This window comes from Shewanella sp. SM69 (assembly GCF_025653985.1).
In the GTDB taxonomy this organism is placed as follows: Bacteria; Pseudomonadota; Gammaproteobacteria; order Enterobacterales; family Shewanellaceae; genus Shewanella; species Shewanella oncorhynchi.
The window spans coordinates 50,013-68,235 of sequence record NZ_JAKKRV010000003.1 but is presented as its reverse complement, the minus strand read 5'-3'; the positions used below and the strand labels follow the sequence as shown (position 1 = coordinate 68,235).

General features: G+C 47.1%; 17 protein-coding genes. 15 read left to right on the top strand and 2 right to left on the bottom strand.

Features of this window, described 5'->3' with window-relative positions:
* Window positions 1-25 precede the first annotated feature (25 nt).
* The gene (locus L5M37_RS06175; protein WP_263199813.1) at window positions 26-1,288 is read right to left on the bottom strand and encodes an FAD-dependent monooxygenase; all 1,263 of its coding nucleotides are present in this window, start codon (window positions 1,286-1,288) and stop codon (window positions 26-28) included.
* Between the two features lie 378 nt (window positions 1,289-1,666).
* On the opposite strand from L5M37_RS06175, the gene miaB reads away from it, so the two are divergent.
* The 7 genes from miaB (at window position 1,667) to L5M37_RS06140 (ending at window position 8,658) form a co-directional block, all read left to right on the top strand.
* Window positions 1,667-3,091 (top strand): tRNA (N6-isopentenyl adenosine(37)-C2)-methylthiotransferase MiaB, encoded by a 1,425-nt coding sequence (gene miaB / locus L5M37_RS06170; protein ID WP_006082739.1) that lies wholly within the window; start codon window positions 1,667-1,669, stop codon window positions 3,089-3,091.
* Window positions 3,092-3,298: 207 nt separating this feature from the next.
* Complete coding sequence (locus tag L5M37_RS06165; protein WP_028761469.1) at window positions 3,299-4,348, top strand: PhoH family protein; 1,050 nt, start codon at window positions 3,299-3,301, stop codon at window positions 4,346-4,348.
* A complete protein-coding gene (gene ybeY, locus L5M37_RS06160) occupies window positions 4,338-4,799 on the top strand; it encodes an rRNA maturation RNase YbeY (protein ID WP_105251690.1) in 462 nt (153 codons plus the stop codon). Before L5M37_RS06165 ends, ybeY begins: the two co-directional genes overlap by 11 nt.
* Before the next feature lie 40 nt (window positions 4,800-4,839).
* Window positions 4,840-5,715, top strand: a complete 876-nt coding sequence (gene corC, locus L5M37_RS06155; protein WP_006082742.1) for a CNNM family magnesium/cobalt transport protein CorC — start codon at window positions 4,840-4,842, stop codon at window positions 5,713-5,715.
* Between the two features lie 6 nt (window positions 5,716-5,721).
* Complete coding sequence (gene lnt, locus L5M37_RS06150; RefSeq protein WP_263199811.1) at window positions 5,722-7,296, top strand: apolipoprotein N-acyltransferase; 1,575 nt, start codon at window positions 5,722-5,724, stop codon at window positions 7,294-7,296.
* A 10-nt stretch (window positions 7,297-7,306) separates the two neighbouring features.
* Window positions 7,307-7,810 (top strand): Tfp pilus assembly protein FimT/FimU, encoded by a 504-nt coding sequence (locus L5M37_RS06145; RefSeq protein WP_263199810.1) that lies wholly within the window; start codon window positions 7,307-7,309, stop codon window positions 7,808-7,810.
* Between the two features lie 188 nt (window positions 7,811-7,998).
* The gene (locus tag L5M37_RS06140; RefSeq protein ID WP_263199809.1) at window positions 7,999-8,658 is read left to right on the top strand and encodes a class I SAM-dependent methyltransferase; all 660 of its coding nucleotides are present in this window, start codon (window positions 7,999-8,001) and stop codon (window positions 8,656-8,658) included.
* Between the two features lie 104 nt (window positions 8,659-8,762).
* On the opposite strand, the gene L5M37_RS06135 is transcribed toward L5M37_RS06140, so the two are convergent.
* Entirely contained in the window at window positions 8,763-9,263 is a 501-nt protein-coding gene (locus tag L5M37_RS06135; RefSeq protein WP_028761474.1) for a zinc ribbon-containing protein, read from the bottom strand.
* A 121-nt stretch (window positions 9,264-9,384) separates the two neighbouring features.
* Between L5M37_RS06135 and leuS the strand changes: the two genes are divergently transcribed.
* From leuS to rodA, 8 genes are all read left to right on the top strand, one after another.
* Entirely contained in the window at window positions 9,385-11,964 is a 2,580-nt protein-coding gene (gene leuS / locus L5M37_RS06130) for a leucine--tRNA ligase (RefSeq protein WP_263199808.1), read from the top strand.
* A 100-nt stretch (window positions 11,965-12,064) separates the two neighbouring features.
* Window positions 12,065-12,559: an LPS assembly lipoprotein LptE gene (lptE, locus tag L5M37_RS06125; RefSeq protein ID WP_263199807.1), complete on the top strand. Its 495-nt coding sequence runs from the start codon at window positions 12,065-12,067 to the stop codon at window positions 12,557-12,559.
* A 17-nt stretch (window positions 12,560-12,576) separates the two neighbouring features.
* Window positions 12,577-13,608, top strand: a complete 1,032-nt coding sequence (holA, locus tag L5M37_RS06120) for a DNA polymerase III subunit delta (RefSeq protein WP_263199806.1) — start codon at window positions 12,577-12,579, stop codon at window positions 13,606-13,608.
* Between the two features lie 24 nt (window positions 13,609-13,632).
* Window positions 13,633-14,283: a nicotinate-nucleotide adenylyltransferase gene (gene nadD, locus L5M37_RS06115; RefSeq protein WP_263199804.1), complete on the top strand. Its 651-nt coding sequence runs from the start codon at window positions 13,633-13,635 to the stop codon at window positions 14,281-14,283.
* A gap of 107 nt (window positions 14,284-14,390) precedes the next feature.
* Window positions 14,391-14,720, top strand: a complete 330-nt coding sequence (gene rsfS, locus L5M37_RS06110) for a ribosome silencing factor (RefSeq protein ID WP_006082751.1) — start codon at window positions 14,391-14,393, stop codon at window positions 14,718-14,720.
* Window positions 14,720-15,190 (top strand): 23S rRNA (pseudouridine(1915)-N(3))-methyltransferase RlmH, encoded by a 471-nt coding sequence (rlmH, locus tag L5M37_RS06105; protein ID WP_006082752.1) that lies wholly within the window; start codon window positions 14,720-14,722, stop codon window positions 15,188-15,190. Before rsfS ends, rlmH begins: the two co-directional genes overlap by 1 nt.
* A gap of 61 nt (window positions 15,191-15,251) precedes the next feature.
* On the top strand, window positions 15,252-17,108 hold the full coding sequence (mrdA, locus tag L5M37_RS06100) for a penicillin-binding protein 2 (protein WP_131523225.1): 1,857 nt from the start codon (window positions 15,252-15,254) through the stop codon (window positions 17,106-17,108).
* Entirely contained in the window at window positions 17,105-18,211 is a 1,107-nt protein-coding gene (gene rodA / locus L5M37_RS06095) for a rod shape-determining protein RodA (protein WP_028761480.1), read from the top strand. Before mrdA ends, rodA begins: the two co-directional genes overlap by 4 nt.
* Window positions 18,212-18,223: the final 12 nt, after the last annotated feature.

The window sequence follows — 18,223 nt, the reverse complement described above, 5'->3', positions numbered from 1 at the left end:
GGTCAGAACACAGAACAACAAAGCGTTAATTAAGCCCCATAGCATATTTAAGGACAGTCTTTTTGAGCGGGGAATTGATGTTTGCTAACTTTAACGCGCCATTACGCAGCAGCTTTAGCGGCAGAATATCGTTGTTAAAACCGGCGTAAAACAAATCCATCGCCGTCATCATCAATTGATTATCGCGATAACGCTTGCGCTGATATTGGGCAAGCACCTCATTCGACCACCAGATATTATCTTGAGCTAATGCATCCTTGATGACCGCCAAAAACGCTTCGACATCCTTAAACCCAAGGTTCACCCCTTGGCCAGCGAGGGGATTAATGGTGTGGGCGGCATCGCCTAAAATCACCACGTTCTGACTATAGTAGCGCTGGGCATGCCGACGAGTGAGGCCAAAACTGCCTTTATTCTCAACGGTGAAATCGGCATCTAAGCGCGCAGGGAAATGCAAACGTATCTGCTCGGCCAACTGTTTATGATTAAGCTGCATTAACTGCTTAATTCGATTGGCATCGTCGTACCACACCAGCGAAGCGTTATTGCCTGGTAAAGGTAATAATGAACGCGGTCCTTTGGGCGTAAACTGCTGCCAAGTCACATCCTGTTGCCCCTGTGCGGTGTTGATATTGATCAACATGGCCGATTGAGCGTAATCCCAACCCGAAATGCCAATTCCCGCCCATTGGCGTACCTGCGAGTGAGCACCATCGGCGCCAACCAACAACTTAGCGGTCAGTTTACTATTTGACTGTAAGTGCACGCTCACACCGTCGCTATCGGGGGTAAATGCCACCACTTTATCGGGACAATATAAGGTGATGCCTGCCAATTGTGTCATCTGTTGCCACAGGGCAAGTTGGATTAAACGGTTTTCGACTATATGGCCTAAATGGCTGGCGCCAATTTGTGAACAGTGGAATTGGGTGATGCAGCCATCAAGCTCCCAAGTTTCTAAGCCCAAATAAGGCACATTACGCATCTTGAGCAATGAGTCCAAGGCGCCAAGACGTTCAAGCAGCGTTTCAGAAGCCACACTGATGGCCGAGACTCGCACATCTAATGGCTGTTCGGCTTGATAAGCTTCTGGCGCAAAAGATTCAATCACCGCCACTTGCAAACCCTGTTGGGCTAATCCAATTGCCGTCGCCGCACCAACCATGCCGCCGCCGACAAGAATGACATCGAATCGAGTGCCTTCTGCATGAGTGACGTCAGAATGAGTCACGTTAGAATCTGTGGTGTCGGATATCATCTGTGCATGTGTCTCTTCAATCTGGCTCATCCTACTTACCACCTTAGTTACTACCTTAGTTAGCACCTTTAAGCCCTTCTGTATTTCTGCCTAAGCGACTTTTCACAAACCCGCTCGATTATGCCTTATATCAAGATACCACGGAAATGTTGAGCGCATTTCGATTCGAAATCCGTGAAGACATAGGCATTCAAGCCCGAAATAGTTTACTGGAAATAACGAAAGCTCAGCATGTTAACAATATTAATCTTGCCCAAATGCAGCCGAACAATAAAAACCTAGCATTTGTGAGGGTATCGCCCTTGGCAAAAGCCAACAGCTAAAAGTGTGGACAAAGCTGGTCAGCAGCCGTAACAGCAGGTAAAATGTCGCGCTATTTTTATTGGTCATCTTAGGGCGACACAACTGATGAGTAAGAAACTCCATATCAAGACTTGGGGCTGTCAAATGAATGAGTATGACTCATCCAAGATGGCTGATCTGTTAGGCGAATACCAAGGTTATACCTTGACTGAAGAAGCGTCTGAGGCAGACATTCTCCTGCTCAACACTTGTTCTATCCGCGAAAAAGCGCAAGAAAAAGTGTTCCATCAGCTAGGACGCTGGAAGACGCTTAAAGATAAAAATCCCAATTTGATTATTGGCGTGGGCGGCTGCGTTGCCTCACAAGAAGGCAAAGCCATTAAAGACAGAGCCCAATGTGTCGACATTATTTTCGGACCACAAACATTGCACCGTCTGCCCGAGATGATCGAGCAAGTGCGCCGTGGCGACAAAGCGGTTATCGATATCAGCTTCCCTGAAATAGAAAAATTCGACCGTCTGCCAGAGCCACGCGCCGAAGGCCCAACCGCGTTTGTGTCTATCATGGAAGGTTGCAGCAAATACTGCTCGTTCTGCGTTGTACCTTATACTCGCGGCGAAGAAGTCAGCCGTCCATCGGACGATATAATCCTTGAAATCGCCCAATTGGCAGAGCAAGGTGTGCGCGAAGTAAACTTGCTCGGCCAAAACGTGAATGCCTATCGCGGCGCAACTCACGATGGCGCTATCTGTACCTTTGCGGAATTACTGCGTTTCGTGGCAGCCATCGACGGTATTGACCGCATCCGCTTCACGACCAGTCATCCGATTGAATTTACACAAGATATCATCGACGTTTACGAAGATACCCCTGAGCTTGTAAGCTTCTTGCACTTGCCAGTGCAATCGGGTTCTGACCGTATTCTCACGGCGATGAAACGCGGCCATATGGCGATTGAATATAAGTCAATCATCCGCCGCCTGCGTAAAGCCCGTGAAGGGATTCAAATCAGCTCGGACTTTATCATTGGCTTCCCTGGCGAAACCAAAGAAGACTTTGCCGATACCATGAAGTTGATTGAAGACATAGGTTTCGACCACAGCTTCAGCTTTATCTATAGCGCACGTCCGGGCACGCCAGCGGCGGATTTACCCGATAACGTCGATATGGAAGAGAAAAAACAACGTCTGGCGATTCTGCAAGACCGCATCACCCAGCAAGCCATGCGCTACAGCCGCCACATGATGGGCACAGTGCAACGTATTCTGGTTGAAGGGCCATCGGTGAAAAATCCTATGGAACTGCGCGGCCGTACTGAGAACAACCGAGTGGTGAACTTCGAAGGTCAACCAAAACACATTGGTACTTTCGTGGATGTCGAAATTGTCGACGTTTACACTAACTCACTGCGCGGTGTCTTTATCCGCGGCGAAGATGAAATGGATCTACGTCGTAGCCTGCGTCCTGCTGAAATTCTGGCCAAGCGCAAGCAAGATGATGAACTGGGTGTGACTCAATTTAAGCCATAAGCGCTAAATCGGCTTAACTTAAAAAATACCTATATAAAGAAGGGCGACTTAGTCGCCCTTTTGCTTTCACGCACTTTTGTTTAAGTCTACCGAGGCAATTGTTATTTTCCGTTAGCAATTATCGGCTATGGCTCGTAAACTAAAATTATCTTGCGATGGTTAACCAACCTCGTACCTTGCTTTCTTATTCGCTATTGGGAGTGCTATTTGTCCAGTAAATTAACTACCATGAATCTGTATCTCGAACCCGCAGAAACACGCCGTTTGGCTTCACTGTGCGGTCCATTCGATGACAATATCAAGCAGATAGAACGTCGCGTTGGCGTCGAAATCGTCCGTAAGAACAATCATTTCCAGATCACCGGACTGCCACGCAATTGTTTAAGCGCCAACAACTTACTCAAAGAACTCTACATCGAGACCCAAACGGTTAAAGGCAGCACGCCCGATCTTGAGCCTGAGCAAGTCCATATCGCTATTCAAGCGGCCATTGCCCTAGAGCAAGCAGACGCTAACGACGACAGCGGTATTAATATCAAAACCCGCCGCGGTGTCATTAAGCCACGCAATCCGAATCAAAGCTTGTATGTGGCCAATATTACGCGTCACGATATTACCTTCGGTATTGGTCCTGCAGGAACGGGCAAAACCTACCTTGCCGTAGCAGCGGCAGTAGATGCGTTAGAGCGCCAAGAAGTGCGCCGCATTCTGCTGACTCGCCCTGCGGTGGAAGCGGGTGAAAAACTCGGTTTCTTACCCGGTGACTTAAGTCAAAAGGTAGACCCCTATTTGCGTCCGCTCTACGATGCCCTGTTCGAAATGCTTGGCTTTGAAAAAGTGGAACGCCTCATCGAGAAAAATGTGATTGAAGTGGCGCCGCTTGCCTATATGCGCGGTCGTACCCTGAACGATGCCTTTATTATTCTCGATGAAAGCCAAAACACCACAATCGAGCAGATGAAGATGTTCCTAACCCGTATCGGTTTCAATTCCCGTGCGGTGATCACAGGCGACATCACTCAAACCGACTTACCTAAACATCAAAAGTCAGGACTACGTCACGCGATTGAAGTGTTAAGCCAAGTCGAAGAAATCAGCTTTAACTTTTTTGTCTCCCAAGATGTAGTGCGCCATCCTGTGGTTGCCCGTATCGTTGAAGCCTATGAAGCCTTCGAGTTAAAAGAGCAAACATTAAAAGCCAAAAAAGAAAGCCAGTACCAAAAGCAACAGCAGGAAGCCGCAACACATGAGTCTTGAGTTAGCCTTAGATATTCAACATGCCAGCACCAGTGAGTGGCTACCAACGGACGAACAATTCGCCCTTTGGGTCACTACCGCAATTGGCAATAGCATGGATGAAGCTGAATTAACCATACGTATCGTCGATAGCCGCGAGAGCCAAATGCTCAACAATACCTATCGCGGTAAAGACAAACCGACCAATGTACTGTCATTTCCCTTTGAAGCACCACCAGAAATTGAACTTCCTTTACTCGGAGATCTTGTCATTTGCGCGGCAGTCGTTGAAAATGAAGCCCGTGAACAACAAAAACCACTAGAAGCGCACTGGGCACACATGGTTGTACATGGTTGCTTGCATCTGCTAGGGTATGATCACATCGACGATGAAGAAGCCGAAGAGATGGAGTCATTAGAGACTCAACTCATTGAAAGCTTAGGTTTTACTGACCCATATAAGGAACAATAATTAGCTAAGATAATCCCTATCAAAAGCTAATGAGAAAACTATGAGTGACGATATCCCCCCTAGTACGAACGCCCACAAGAAAGGTTGGTTTGATAGAGTAAGTCAGCTATTTCAGGGCGAACCTCAAAATCGCGAAGATCTAGTCGATGTGATTGATGGTGCCGAGCAGCGCGATTTGATCACCCAAGACACCCGCGAGATGATAAAAGGTGTATTAGACGTTTCTGATATGCGTGTTCGGGATATCATGATCCCAAGAGCTCAAATTGTCGCCCTCCAGATAGACAACTCGGTCGAAGAGTTACTTGCGACTGTGATTGGTTCAGGTCACTCGCGCTTCCCCGTTGTTAACGAAGATAAAGACCATATCGAAGGCATATTGCTTGCCAAAGATTTGATCCCTTACGGTTTCTCCAACAGTGATGAGCCCTTCTCACTGGATCGCGTGATCCGTCCCGCCGTGGTTGTGCCCGAAAGCAAACGCGTCGATGTTCTGCTAAAAGAATTCCGCTCTCAACGCTACCATATGGCGATTGTGGTTGATGAGTACGGCGGCGTATCGGGTCTTGTGACTATCGAAGATATTCTTGAAGAAATTGTCGGCGAGATTGAAGACGAATTCGACCACGATAGCACTGAAGAAACCGAGATCCGCAAAGTCGGTAACACGGTTTATATGGTTAAAGCTTTGACGCCAATCGAAGATTTCAACGAAGAATTCAACACTGAATTCAGCGATGAAGAGTTTGATACCGTCGGTGGCTTAGTCTCACACGCCTTTGGCCATCTGCCAGAACGTAACGAGAGCATCATCATTGAAGGCATAGAATTTAAAGTCATCAATGCTGACACTAGGCGTTTAATCCAACTCAGAGTTAAACTCCCCGATCCTAATACTGGCGAAGACGTAGAATAATCACTCGTGCTAAAAAAAATCCGGGCTTTTGCCCAACAACAGTCCCAACCTAGTGCTTTGAGACTCGTACTGGCATTTGCCCTTGGCGCCAGTACGGCGCTTTCATTTGCGCCCTATTCCATTTGGATAATCTATCCGTTTGCCATGGCTATTGCCCTCTGGCACAGCCGAACGCTGAGCGCTAAGGCAAGCTTTTACTATTGGTTAAGCTTTGGATTTGGCTGTTTTTCCGTAGGGATCAGCTGGGTTCACGTGAGCATGGATACCTTTGGTGGTATGCCGCTCATTGCCTCCGTTGGGTTAATGGCCTTGTTAGCCTTGTATTTAGCCTTGTATCCCGCTCTAACTGGTTTAGCGCTGGTTTGGTTAACTAAAACGCTTAGCCATGATGGTAAAACTCGATTTGGTCTTTGGCGTAATCTCGCCCTATTCCCCGCGTTATGGACCTTGACCGAATGGGCTCGTGGCTGGGTAATGACAGGCTTCCCTTGGTTATGGGCGGGTTACTCGCAAACTCAAGGGCCGTTAAAACCCCTTGCCAGTATCATAGGCACACTGGGAATAAGTTTTGTATTGGCCATGCTCGCTGGTGCATTAGCACTTTGTTTTACTAAGCGTTATAAGAGTTTACTGCTTTTACTGCCGCTCAGTATCCTGGCCGTTTGGGCTGCGCCTAAACTTTGGGACATTCATCCTACGGGTGAAAATGTTAAAGTGGCACTGGTGCAAGGCAATATTCCCCAAAGCATGAAGTGGGAACCCGATGCCCTGTGGCCGACGCTGTTAAAATACATGGATTTATCCCGCGAACATCTGGATGCCGATATCATTATTTGGCCAGAAGCAGCAATTCCAGCGCCAGAATCTATGGTGCAGGACTTTTTAGATAACGCCAATAAAGTCGCCAATCTAAACCATACCTCAATTATCACAGGCATTATTAGCCATCAAAACAATGAGTTCTATAATTCATTGATTGTGCTTGGTAATCATAATCAGAAACAACAAGCAGGCCCAGACTATGAGGGCGATGGTAGCAATCAATTTAAGAAACACCATCTGTTGCCAATTGGCGAGTTTGTCCCCTTTGAAGCGCTGCTGCGCCCGATAGCACCTTTCTTTAATTTGCCCATGTCGTCCTTTACGCGAGGCGAATATCAACAGCCTAATCTCAGCGCACTAGGCCATAAAATCGCGCCAGCAATTTGTTATGAAATAGCCTTTCCCGAACAGTTGCGCGACAACGTTAATCAAGGGACAGATATACTATTAACTGTCTCTAACGATGCATGGTTTGGTAGCTCAAATGGGCCATTACAGCATATGGAGATCGCTCAAATGCGCGCGGTTGAATTGGGTCGACCTCTATTACGCGCAACCAACAATGGCGTGACAGCCATAGTCGATGAGCATGGCAATATCACAGCGTCATTGCCACAGTTTGAAATAGGTGTGCTAAGTGCAACCATTCCATTAGTCACAGGACAAACTTGGTTTGCAAAATTAGGCCAAATGCCCCTACTGATACTCTGTGGTTTAATCGTTCTACTCGGTCTTGCCCGACGTTTTAAAGCGCAATAGGATTGAGGCCATGCATTACCAAGTCAATAAACAAGATGTGGCAGGTTTTACCTTAATTGAACTTGTCGTTGTGATTATTGTGCTTGGGATCTTGGCTGTGATCGCCGCGCCTAGATTTATCGGTTTAAGTAATGAAGCGCGGGTACAAACCTTAAACCAAGTACAGGCCAGCGTTAAAACAGCCAATATGCTAGCTTACTCAAAAACCCAAATGCCTAGCCTACTGAGCCAAGCGGTAGCTGGGCGCGATGATATTATTGATATCGACCTCAATGGTGATGGCACGCCAGATACACGATTAAAATGGGGTTACCTCGATAATACTGATGTGGAAAAATGGATCACCTCAGATGATAAACTTATCATTCAATATCAAGGCATTGATATCACTTATATAGGCTACGATCTTAACAACAATTCCTTAGTGAATGATGACCAATGCTATTTCCGCTACACCCAAGCCAGCGATGCCAACACTGCGCCGCAATATGATATCAACACCCAAGGTTGTTAGGCTGACACTCAGTTAACCTGTGTTATCCCGCAATTGTCTGCGAATACATTAGGCTGATTGCGCGTTCCACGTTAAGGTGAACGATTAGACGTGGCCTTATACCAATCACAGTAACTGTGTCTGCATAGCCAATATGATTGGTACCATTACCTCGTTCCTTAACCAAGGTACACAGTCAAGGCAACTCTATGGCACAGCTTCGCGTGCGCTACCAAACCCACGAATTTGGGGATCTCGACATTCATGTCAGAACCCTAAGAAATAACCAAGAATTTGAAGACATAGATGGCGAAGCTGAAAAGCTCGGTATTTCCTCCGCAACTTGGCCATTATTTGGCATAGTTTGGCCGTCTAGCCAAGTGCTATCCCATCATATGGCCGATTATCAAATTGATAATAAACGCATTCTTGAAGTTGGCTGCGGTATAGGGCTGGCAAGTCTAGTGCTAAACCACAGACATGCCGACATCACAGCAACCGACTATCACCCCGAGTCGGAGAATTTCCTTAAACAGAATGTCGATTTAAATCATGGTCGTGCGATTCCGTTTGTTCGAACAGGGTGGGCAGATGCACAAACTAATTTAGGTTTATTTGACCTGATCATCGGTAGCGATCTCTTGTACGAACAAGAGCATGCCGATCTGTTGTCACAATTTATTGAGCAGCATGCTAAACCGGTTTGCGATGTGGTCTTAGTCGATCCAGGCCGTGGTAATCATGCCAAATTCAGTAAACGTATGGTCACCTTAGGTTACGAACACACGCAACATAAACCCATTCACACTGAATTTTTATTAGCGCCCTTTGGCGGTCAAATCCTCAACTACTCTCGTACCAACAATTGATACAACAGCCTAATTAATGCAGAGATGAGCCATTTAGGTCTAATAGAACTCTAAAAAAAACGACGCAGAGGCGTCGTTTTAGCTGCATAACATCATCACCTTGATTAAGGCGTTAGTGGCTCGCGGGTAAATTCTTCATGATCACACTCTGGACAATCTGGGATGGGACTTGGAAATTCAATACTCATTTCATTACCACAGTTAGTGCACACCATGATGCCCTGATTCACAATATCACCACTCTTGTAGTAGCCTTGGTGCTTAAAATCTTGCGTTAACTCATGCCATTCGACTTGGCTGCGGTCGGTGATTTCACTGAGCCAATGCCAAAGCGTATTCTCTAAAGTAATCACGGTTGGGCTATGACTCAAACTATCCGCGTTCTGCTCACGGAGAAAACTCGTAATATCACGCTTTAAGAATTGTTCGACTAAAGCGAGTTCATCTTCCCCTGCCTGTTCTTTAAGACGTAAATACTCCTTACCTTGAGTGACAGAATTAAATAAGTTCTTTACAGTCATAGTGTTATCTTCTGCAAATTGAGATTTCACTTCGGTAATTAAGGCTTGATACAGTCCTAGTAACGCGTTACTTCTATCATTCATAACCAATACTCCTTCATACGAACCTTTTTAATGCATCGCTTCTAGTTTATTCTATGTAGATCTTACTCGCGCTGATATGGCGTTAGATCCAATAATAGGCGGCACTGCCGGAAATAGAGTGATGCAAGAGCAATATAATCCCTCAGAAATTGAAGCCTTAGTGCAAAAGCACTGGCATGACAACAAAACCTTCGAAGTCACTGAAGACGCAAACAAAGAAAAGTTTTATTGCCTTTCGATGTTTCCGTACCCTTCTGGCAGACTCCACATGGGACACGTACGCAACTATACCATAGGTGACGTAGTTGCACGCTTTCAACGTCTTCAAGGCAAAAACGTGCTCCAGCCTATTGGTTGGGACTCATTTGGTTTACCCGCAGAAAATGCCGCGATTAACAACAAGACTGCGCCTGCGCCATGGACCTATGAAAATATAGAATACATGAAGAACCAGCTGAAATTGCTGGGTTTTGGTTACGATTGGAGCCGTGAAATCGCCACTTGTACCCCTGAATATTATCGCTGGGAACAATGGTTCTTCACTAAGTTGTACGAGAAAGGCCTAGTCTACAAAAAGACAGCTTCAGTCAACTGGTGTCCAAACGATGAAACCGTACTGGCGAACGAGCAAGTTCAAGACGGTTGCTGCTGGCGCTGTGATACCCCTGTGGAACAAAAAGAAATTCCACAGTGGTTTATTAAGATCACTGCCTATGCAGAAGAATTGTTAAACGATATCGATACCTTAGATGGCTGGCCTGAACAGGTTAAGACCATGCAGCGCAACTGGATTGGTCGCAGCGAAGGTGTGGAAATGACCTTCGGCGTCGCAGGTCACGATAAAAGCTTCGATATCTATACCACACGTCCAGATACCTTAATGGGCGTGACCTATGTGGCGATTGCCGCAGGTCATCCATTAGCTGAAGTCGCCGCGCAAACCAATCCAGAGCTTGCCGCCTTTATCGATGAGTGCAAAAACAGCACAACATCAGAAGCCGAACTCGCGACAATGGAAAAACGCGGTGTCGCTACAGGGCTTTTCGCAATTCATCCTATCACTGGTAAGCAAGTCCCGATTTGGGCAGCTAACTTTGTGTTGATGAACTATGGCACAGGCGCTGTGATGTCAGTTCCAGGCCACGACCAACGTGACTTTGAATTTGCAAAAAAATATGGTCTAGCAATTGAGGCTGTGATCAAGCCAGTTGATGGCGAAGTGGACATTAGCGAAGCCGCTTATACCGAAAAAGGCGTACTGTTTAACTCGGGTGAGTTCGACGGTTTAGACTTTGAAGCAGGCTTTAATGCCATCGCTAATAAGTTAGTTGCCGAAGGTAAAGGCAAGCGCCAAGTCAACTATCGTCTGCGCGATTGGGGTGTTTCACGTCAGCGTTACTGGGGCGCACCAATCCCTATGGTGACCTTAGCCGACGGCACAGTGATCCCAACGCCAGCAGATCAACTGCCAGTATTACTGCCAGAAGATGTCGTGATGGACGGTATTCAAAGCCCAATCAAGGCCGATAAAGAATGGGCAAAAACCCAAGTTAATGGCCAAGATGCGCTGCGCGAAACCGATACCTTCGATACCTTTATGGAATCCTCTTGGTATTACGCCCGTTACTGCAGCCCGCATGCAGACGAAATGTTAGATCCCGCGAAAGCCAACTACTGGCTACCTGTGGATCAATACATTGGCGGTATCGAACATGCTTGTATGCATTTGTTATATTTCCGCTTCTTCCACAAGTTGCTGCGTGATGCAGGTTTGGTTAACTCTAACGAGCCAGCCAAACAACTGCTGACCCAAGGCATGGTGTTGGCCGATGCTTTCTACTACATCAACGAAAAAGGCGCCCGTGTATGGGTTTCTCCTTTAGATGTAGCGAGCACAGAAAAAGACGACAAGGGCCGCATTACTAAGGCTATCGACAAAGACGGCAACGAGCTTGTTTATACCGGCATGTGCAAGATGTCTAAGTCGAAAAACAATGGTATCGATCCTCAAGTCATGGTCGAAAAATACGGCGCCGATACGGTTCGCCTATTTATGATGTTCGCCTCACCACCAGAATTAACTCTGGAATGGCAAGAATCTGGCGTTGAAGGCGCACACCGCTTCATTAAACGTCTGTGGAAACTTGCAAACGAGCATGTGAACCAAGATAACAGCGAAGCCTTAGATGTCAGCAAGTTAACTGCCGATCAAAAAGCGCTGCGCCGTGAAGTCCACAAGACGATCGCGAAAGTGACCGACGATATCGGCCGCCGTCAGATGTTCAACACTGCGGTTGCCGCCGTGATGGAACTGATGAACCATCTGCAAAAAGCGCCACAAATGACAGGCCAAGACAACGCCATTATCGGCGAAGCCTTATCCGCCATCGTGCGTTTGCTGTACCCTATCATTCCGCATGTGAGCTTTAACCTGTGGAACGAGTTAGGCAATGCTAGCAACATCGAAGACAGCCAATGGCCAATCGTTGATGAAGCTGCGCTAGTTGAAGACAGCAAGCTCATCGTTGTGCAAGTCAACGGTAAAGTTCGCGCAAAAATCACAGTGGCCGCCGACGCTGATAAAGAATCAGTAGAAGCCTTAGGCATGAGTGATGAACACGTGATCAAATACCTAGACGGCCTGACAGTACGTAAAGTGATCTATGTGCCGGGCAAACTGCTCAGCATAGTGGCCAATTAACGGCTGCTAATAACTCGCTATACTCAAAGCCAATGAAGTTGCAGCATAGCTGCAACTTCAAGGCAGCAGGGTATACCACGAATAGGAAACCGCGAAATCTATGCAAATCAAACGCATATGCTTCGCAATCATGGCACTAGTCATTATGACCAGCGCTGGTTGCGGTTTTAAGCTTCAACGCAGTTATCAGATCCCTGATGCCCTCAATCATTTGAGTTTGAGCAGCGTGGATGAATACAGTGAACTCACCCGTTTGGTGCGTGAACGCTTGCGCTTGAACAATATCCAAGTTGTCGACGCCGCCGATGACGTTCCAGTATTAAGGTTAATCACCGACTCCCTTGAACGTTCGACCTTATCTTTGTACCCCACAGGTAACGTCGCCGAGTATGAGTTAATTTATTTAGTCGAATTTGCTGTGGCACTGCCAGGTAAAGAAGCGCAGCCTTTCAAGGTTGAAATTCGCCGCGACTACTTAGACGATCCACGTACCGCATTGGCAAAGAGCCGTGAAATGGAATTGCTGACGAAGGAAATGCGTATCCAAGCTGCCGATCGTATTCTGCAAGCAATGGCCAGTACTGAGGTGAATTAATGCGGGGCTATCATTAAATGAGAGTCTATCCAGACCAACTCTCCCGCCACCTTAACCAGTTATTCCCTTGTTATCTGATTTTTGGGGATGATCCTTGGTTGATTGAAATCACCAAAGATCAGATCCGCCAATTCGCCAAGCGTCAGGGATTCGATGAAAAAGTCCAACTTATTCAAGAGACGGGCTTTAATTGGAACGATCTGACTCAGGAATGGCAGGCCATGAGCCTGTTTTCCAGTAAACGCTTGATTGAGCTAACCCTTCCCCAAGCTAAGCCCGGTGCCGAAGGCTCTAGCACACTGCAAGCCCTATTGCAGACGCCCAATCCCGATATGCTGTTGATTATCGAAGGGCCAAAACTCGCCACAGAGCAAACCAACAGTAAATGGTTTAAGACCTTAGATACCCATGGCATGTATCTGCCCTGCGCCACGCCAGAAGGCGAGCAGTTTATGCGCTGGCTCGATGGCCGCATCAAGCACTTTAAGCTCAATCTGCAGCCTGATGCCCGTGCTATGCTGCATTCTCTGTATGAAGGGAATTTACTGGCTGCCGATCAAGCCATGCAGTTGCTGCAACTCCTGAGCCCAACAAAACCCGTCAGTGCCGACGAACTGGGCCACTATTTTGAAGATCAGTCGCGCTTCACCGTATTCCAACTCACGGATGCATTGCTGAATAATAAACAGGATAGCGCGCAGCACATGCTAGCCCAGCTCAATGGCGAAGGCACTGCCTTACCTATCCTGCTGTGGGCCTTGTTTAAAGAACTCGGTTTGTTATTCAATTTGAAATGCGAGCAAGCCCAAGGCGTTGCGCTCAGTGCACTCTGGGGTAAACATCGAATTTGGGATAAACGTAAACCACTGTATCAAGCGGCGCTGCAACGACTCAGCCTTGAACAACTCGAACATATGCTCGCCCTCGCCTCGAAACTTGAGCTCAACTTAAAGCAACAGGGGAAAGAGGATTGGACTGGTCTGAGCCACCTGTGTCTGTTATTTGATCCTAGAGCCCATCGGCACCTGGCACATATAGCCATAGACTAATCATTGATTAACCAAAGAGTTGATATGCGTATTGGTATTTTAGGCGGCACCTTTGACCCGATACACTATGGTCATATCCGTCCTGCGATTGAAGTGAAGCAAGCATTAGCCTTGGATAAAATCCTGCTGATGCCGAACCATATTCCGCCCCATAAACAGCAGCCGAACTTAACCACAACACAGCGCCTTAAAATGGTAGCCGATGTCTGTCAGCAACTCGACGGATTTGCACTGTGCGACATCGAAGCTAAACGCGACACGTCTTCCTACACAGTTGTCACGCTTGAGCAACTGAAAAGCTTACATCCTGAAGATGAGCTGTTTTTTATCATGGGGATGGACTCTTTCATCCAATTAAAAAGCTGGTATAAGTGGCAACGCCTATTCGACTTTGCCCATCTCGTTGTCTGTCAGCGCCCGGGTTGGCAGCTCGATGCAGAACATCCTATGCAGCAGATATTGACGGCCCGCAGTCAAGCGCCCCAAGGGACAGTGGAAGGTCGTGCTAGCAGTGTCCATAAAAACTGTGGGCAGATTTTCCCTGTGACAATTACGCCACAGGATATTTCCTCAACTCAAATCCGCGAACAACTGGCAAAAGGCGAAATGCCCGCCGATTTACTCATGCCAGTCACGCTAGATTACATCAAAAATCAACGACTTTACTTATCTTAGCTCGAACCGTAAGCAGATATCGCCAACTCAACTGCCAATGACAATGTATTCCCAGCATCAACACTGGTATACTACCGCGCTATTTAAAATTAATGAGGTACGCCAGCGTGCAGAGCGCGGAATTAAAACAGTTTGTTGTCGACAAGATCGACGACTTGAAAGCCAGAGACGTTGTTGTTCTGGATGTCAGCAAGCAATCTAACATCACTGACTACATGGTCATATGTTCAGGTACATCAAAGACTCACGTTAAAGCTATCGCTGAAAACCTTGTGGTTGAAGCGAAAAAAGCCGGTATTCCACCTTTAGGTGTTGAAGGCCGCGAAAGCAGCGAATGGGTTCTTGTGGACATGGGCGATGTGATCCTGCACGTTATGCAAGATCAAACCCGTGATTTCTACCAGCTTGAAAAGCTCTGGTCAGAAAAGCAAGACTGATGAAGTTACAGCTCATCGCAGTAGGAACACGGATGCCCGATTGGGTTACCCGTGGTTTCGAAGAATACCAGCGCCGTTTTCCCCGTGATATGGCGCTGGAGCTTATCGAAATACCCGCTGGAAAGCGGGGGAAAAATGCCGACATTGTCCGGATACTTCAAAAAGAAGGCGAACAAATGTTGGCGGCCATTCCCAAAGGCAATCATATTGTTAGCTTAGATCTCCCCGGCAAAAACTGGACGACCCCCGAGCTAGCAACCGCGCTGACTAAATGGCAACTCGATGGTCGCGACGTCAGTTTACTGATTGGTGGACCTGAAGGATTAGCGCCAGCTTGCAAAGAAGCGGCAAACCAAAGTTGGTGTCTTTCGGCATTAACCTTACCTCACCCACTCGTACGGGTGGTGGTTGCCGAAAGTTTGTACCGCGCGTGGAGCGTGAACACGAATCACCCCTACCATAGAGAATAGCGGGATCTTGATGTTAACGAGTGTCAACCACCCGTCATGGGATCAGCTGGAGATAGCATAAGTGTCGCCAAAAAAGCGGATAACAATGCATGATCACGCCGCCGAGGCGTCTCTTTTTAAGCGCAGGGCGCTTTTCACTTTTTTTTGCGTTTTCGCTCTATTTTGCGTATTAGTCACCAACCTTTATCATTTACAGGTTGAATCCTATAAAGATTATGCAACTCGCTCAAATGATAATCGCATCCGTGTTGTTCCAATTGCCCCTAGTCGTGGTCTCATTTACGATCGCAACGGCATACTTTTAGCTGAAAATTTACCCTTTTATTCCCTCGATCTCGTGCCTGAAAAAATCAGTAACATGTCAGAGACCTTAGATGAACTCGGCAAGTTAATTGAGATCAGTGATGATGAGCGCGAAACCTTTACTGACGCCCTGAAATTTCATCGCCGTTTCAAACCGCTAACACTGAAAAACCAGCTCACCGAAGAACAAGTGGCCATTTTTAGTGTTAACCAACACAGATTTCCGGGTATTTCGGTCGAAGCGGGTCTTAAACGTAACTATCCCTACGGCGCGCAAATCACCCATGTGCTGGGCTATGTAGGCAAAATTAACACCCGAGATCGCGCCCAACTTGAACGCAGCGATCTGTGGAAAAACTATGCGGCGACCAAAGACATTGGTAAGCAAGGCATTGAAAAATTTTATGAATCTTTGCTGCATGGTAAACCCGGACACTTAGAAGAAGAAGTGAACAACCGCGGCCGCGCCATTCGCACCTTAAAAATTGTTCCGCCAGAGCCGGGGCAAGATATTTACCTCACCTTAGATCTCAAGCTGCAACAAAAAGCGGTGGAACTACTCACAGGTCTGCGTGGTTCTATTGTTGCCATCGATCCCCGTGACGGTGGAGTATTAGCTATGGTATCGAGCCCAAGCTATGATCCAAACCAGTTTGTACAAGGCATTAATAGCAAAGATTACAGTGCGTTACTCAATGATAAATCCCGCCCTTTGATCAACCGCGCGACTCAAGGTCAATATGCACCTGCGTCTACTATCAAGCCTCACCTCGCACTGTTAGGCCTTGATGAGAAAGCCATTAGCGAGAGTACCCGAGTGTGGGATCCCGGTTTTTGGCAAATTCCTGGTGTTGAACGTAAATACCGCGACTGGAAACGCTGGGGACATGGCTGGGTCAACGTTTATAGCGCGATTGTAGAATCCTGCGATACCTTTTTCTATGAGTTAGCCTATAAGGTCGGTGTCGATCATATCGCCCGCTTTATGGAACAATTTGGCTTTGGCCAAAATACAGGGATTGATATCTTTGAAGAATCGGCTGGCAACATGCCATCCAAGGAATGGAAACGCTTAAAGTACAATCAAGCTTGGTATATAGGCGACACTATTTCAGTCGGTATTGGCCAAGGTTATTGGACGGCAACGCCATTACAACTCGCTAATGCCGTTGGGATTATGGCCAACAAAGGCCGCCGTCTCCCGCCACATCTGCTGAGATCCATTAAAGACAATACTGCCAAAATTGACTCACCGATTAATGAGTTACCGCCAATTGAACTTAAAAATCCACGTAACTGGAACATCATCAACGAAGCTATGCGCCAAACTGCAAATAAGTCACGCTTTACCGATGCCACTTACACTGCCGCAATGAAAACCGGTACAGCACAGGTCATCGGCGTGGCGGAAAATACGAAATACGATGCCAGTAAAATTGCCGAACATTTCCGCGATAATGCCTTAGTTGTGGCCTATGCGCCCTTCGAGGATCCTAAAATTGTCCTCGCCGTCGTGATGGAAAACGCAGGTTGGGGCGGCGCAAATGCTGGCCCAGTCGCTCGAGCTATGCTCGATGAATATATGCTTAGAGATACTTGGAAACCTATACCATGAGTACCCATAGCCAATATCAAAACATCTGGCAACGCTTGCACATAGACTTGCCATTATTGCTCGGACTATTAGCTGTGATGGGCTTTGGCCTGTTTGTCATCTATTCTGCCAGCGGTGCAGATTTAGAAATGATGGAACGACAACTATTCCGTATGGTGTTGTCGCTAGGCATCATGTTTACCATGGCACAAATCAATCCTGAAGCGCTTAAACGTTGGGCATTACCCATTTATCTTGCGGGGGTTGTCTTGCTGCTTGGGGTACACTTTTTCGGTGAAATCAATAAAGGCGCGCAGCGCTGGTTGAACTTAGGCTTTATGGAGTTCCAACCATCAGAGCTTATTAAACTCGCCTTCCCCATCACTATGGCTTGGTATATCAGTAAGTTCCCTCTTCCCCCCAAGAAACGTTACCTCGCTGGCGCAGGAGTGATTTTACTCGTACCAACCCTATTGATCGCTAAACAACCCGACTTAGGCACCTCAATTTTGGTGGCCGCATCGGGGATTTTTGTGCTGTTTTTATCGGGTATGAGCTGGATCATTGTTGGCAGCTTTATCGCGGCAGTACTCGCCTTCCTGCCTATCCTTTGGTATTTCTTGATGCACGATTACCAAAGAACGCGGGTATTAACCTTGCTCGATCCAGAGCAAGACCCCCTCGGCGCGGGTTATCACATTATCCAGTCGAAAATCGCCATCGGCTCAGGTGGACTTTGGGGCAAAGGTTGGCTCGAAGGCACTCAATCACAGCTTGAGTTTATTCCCGAGCGCCATACCGATTTTATCTTTGCTGTGATAGGTGAAGAATTTGGTTTAATTGGCAGTATCTTACTGTTAATTATGTACCTTTACATCATAGGCCGTGGGTTAGTCATCGCCTCCCGCGCACAAACCAGTTTCGCTCGTCTACTGGCTGGCAGTATCACGCTGACGTTTTTCGTTTATGTTTTTGTGAATATTGGCATGGTTTCAGGTATCCTGCCCGTGGTAGGTGTACCACTGCCCCTTGTCAGTTATGGTGGAACCTCCATGCTGACATTGATGACAGGGTTTGGCATTCTTATGAGCATTCATACCCATAGACGTTTCGTAGATAGATAATTTTAGGGACTT

Bases quoted from the DNA above. Each gene is read 5' to 3' on its own strand.
- L5M37_RS06175 (WP_263199813.1), bottom strand. From the start codon at position 1,288: ATGAGCCAGATTGAAGAGACACATGCACAGATGATATCCGACACCACA.
- miaB (WP_006082739.1), top strand. From the start codon at position 1,667: ATGAGTAAGAAACTCCATATCAAGACTTGGGGCTGTCAAATGAATGAG.
- ybeY (WP_105251690.1), top strand. From the start codon at position 4,338: ATGAGTCTTGAGTTAGCCTTAGATATTCAACATGCCAGCACCAGTGAG.
- corC (WP_006082742.1), top strand. From the start codon at position 4,840: ATGAGTGACGATATCCCCCCTAGTACGAACGCCCACAAGAAAGGTTGG.
- L5M37_RS06145 (WP_263199810.1), top strand. From the start codon at position 7,307: ATGCATTACCAAGTCAATAAACAAGATGTGGCAGGTTTTACCTTAATT.
- L5M37_RS06140 (WP_263199809.1), top strand. From the start codon at position 7,999: ATGGCACAGCTTCGCGTGCGCTACCAAACCCACGAATTTGGGGATCTC.
- L5M37_RS06135 (WP_028761474.1), bottom strand. From the start codon at position 9,263: ATGAATGATAGAAGTAACGCGTTACTAGGACTGTATCAAGCCTTAATT.
- leuS (WP_263199808.1), top strand. From the start codon at position 9,385: ATGCAAGAGCAATATAATCCCTCAGAAATTGAAGCCTTAGTGCAAAAG.
- lptE (WP_263199807.1), top strand. From the start codon at position 12,065: ATGCAAATCAAACGCATATGCTTCGCAATCATGGCACTAGTCATTATG.
- holA (WP_263199806.1), top strand. From the start codon at position 12,577: ATGAGAGTCTATCCAGACCAACTCTCCCGCCACCTTAACCAGTTATTC.
- nadD (WP_263199804.1), top strand. From the start codon at position 13,633: ATGCGTATTGGTATTTTAGGCGGCACCTTTGACCCGATACACTATGGT.
- rlmH (WP_006082752.1), top strand. From the start codon at position 14,720: ATGAAGTTACAGCTCATCGCAGTAGGAACACGGATGCCCGATTGGGTT.
- rodA (WP_028761480.1), top strand. From the start codon at position 17,105: ATGAGTACCCATAGCCAATATCAAAACATCTGGCAACGCTTGCACATA.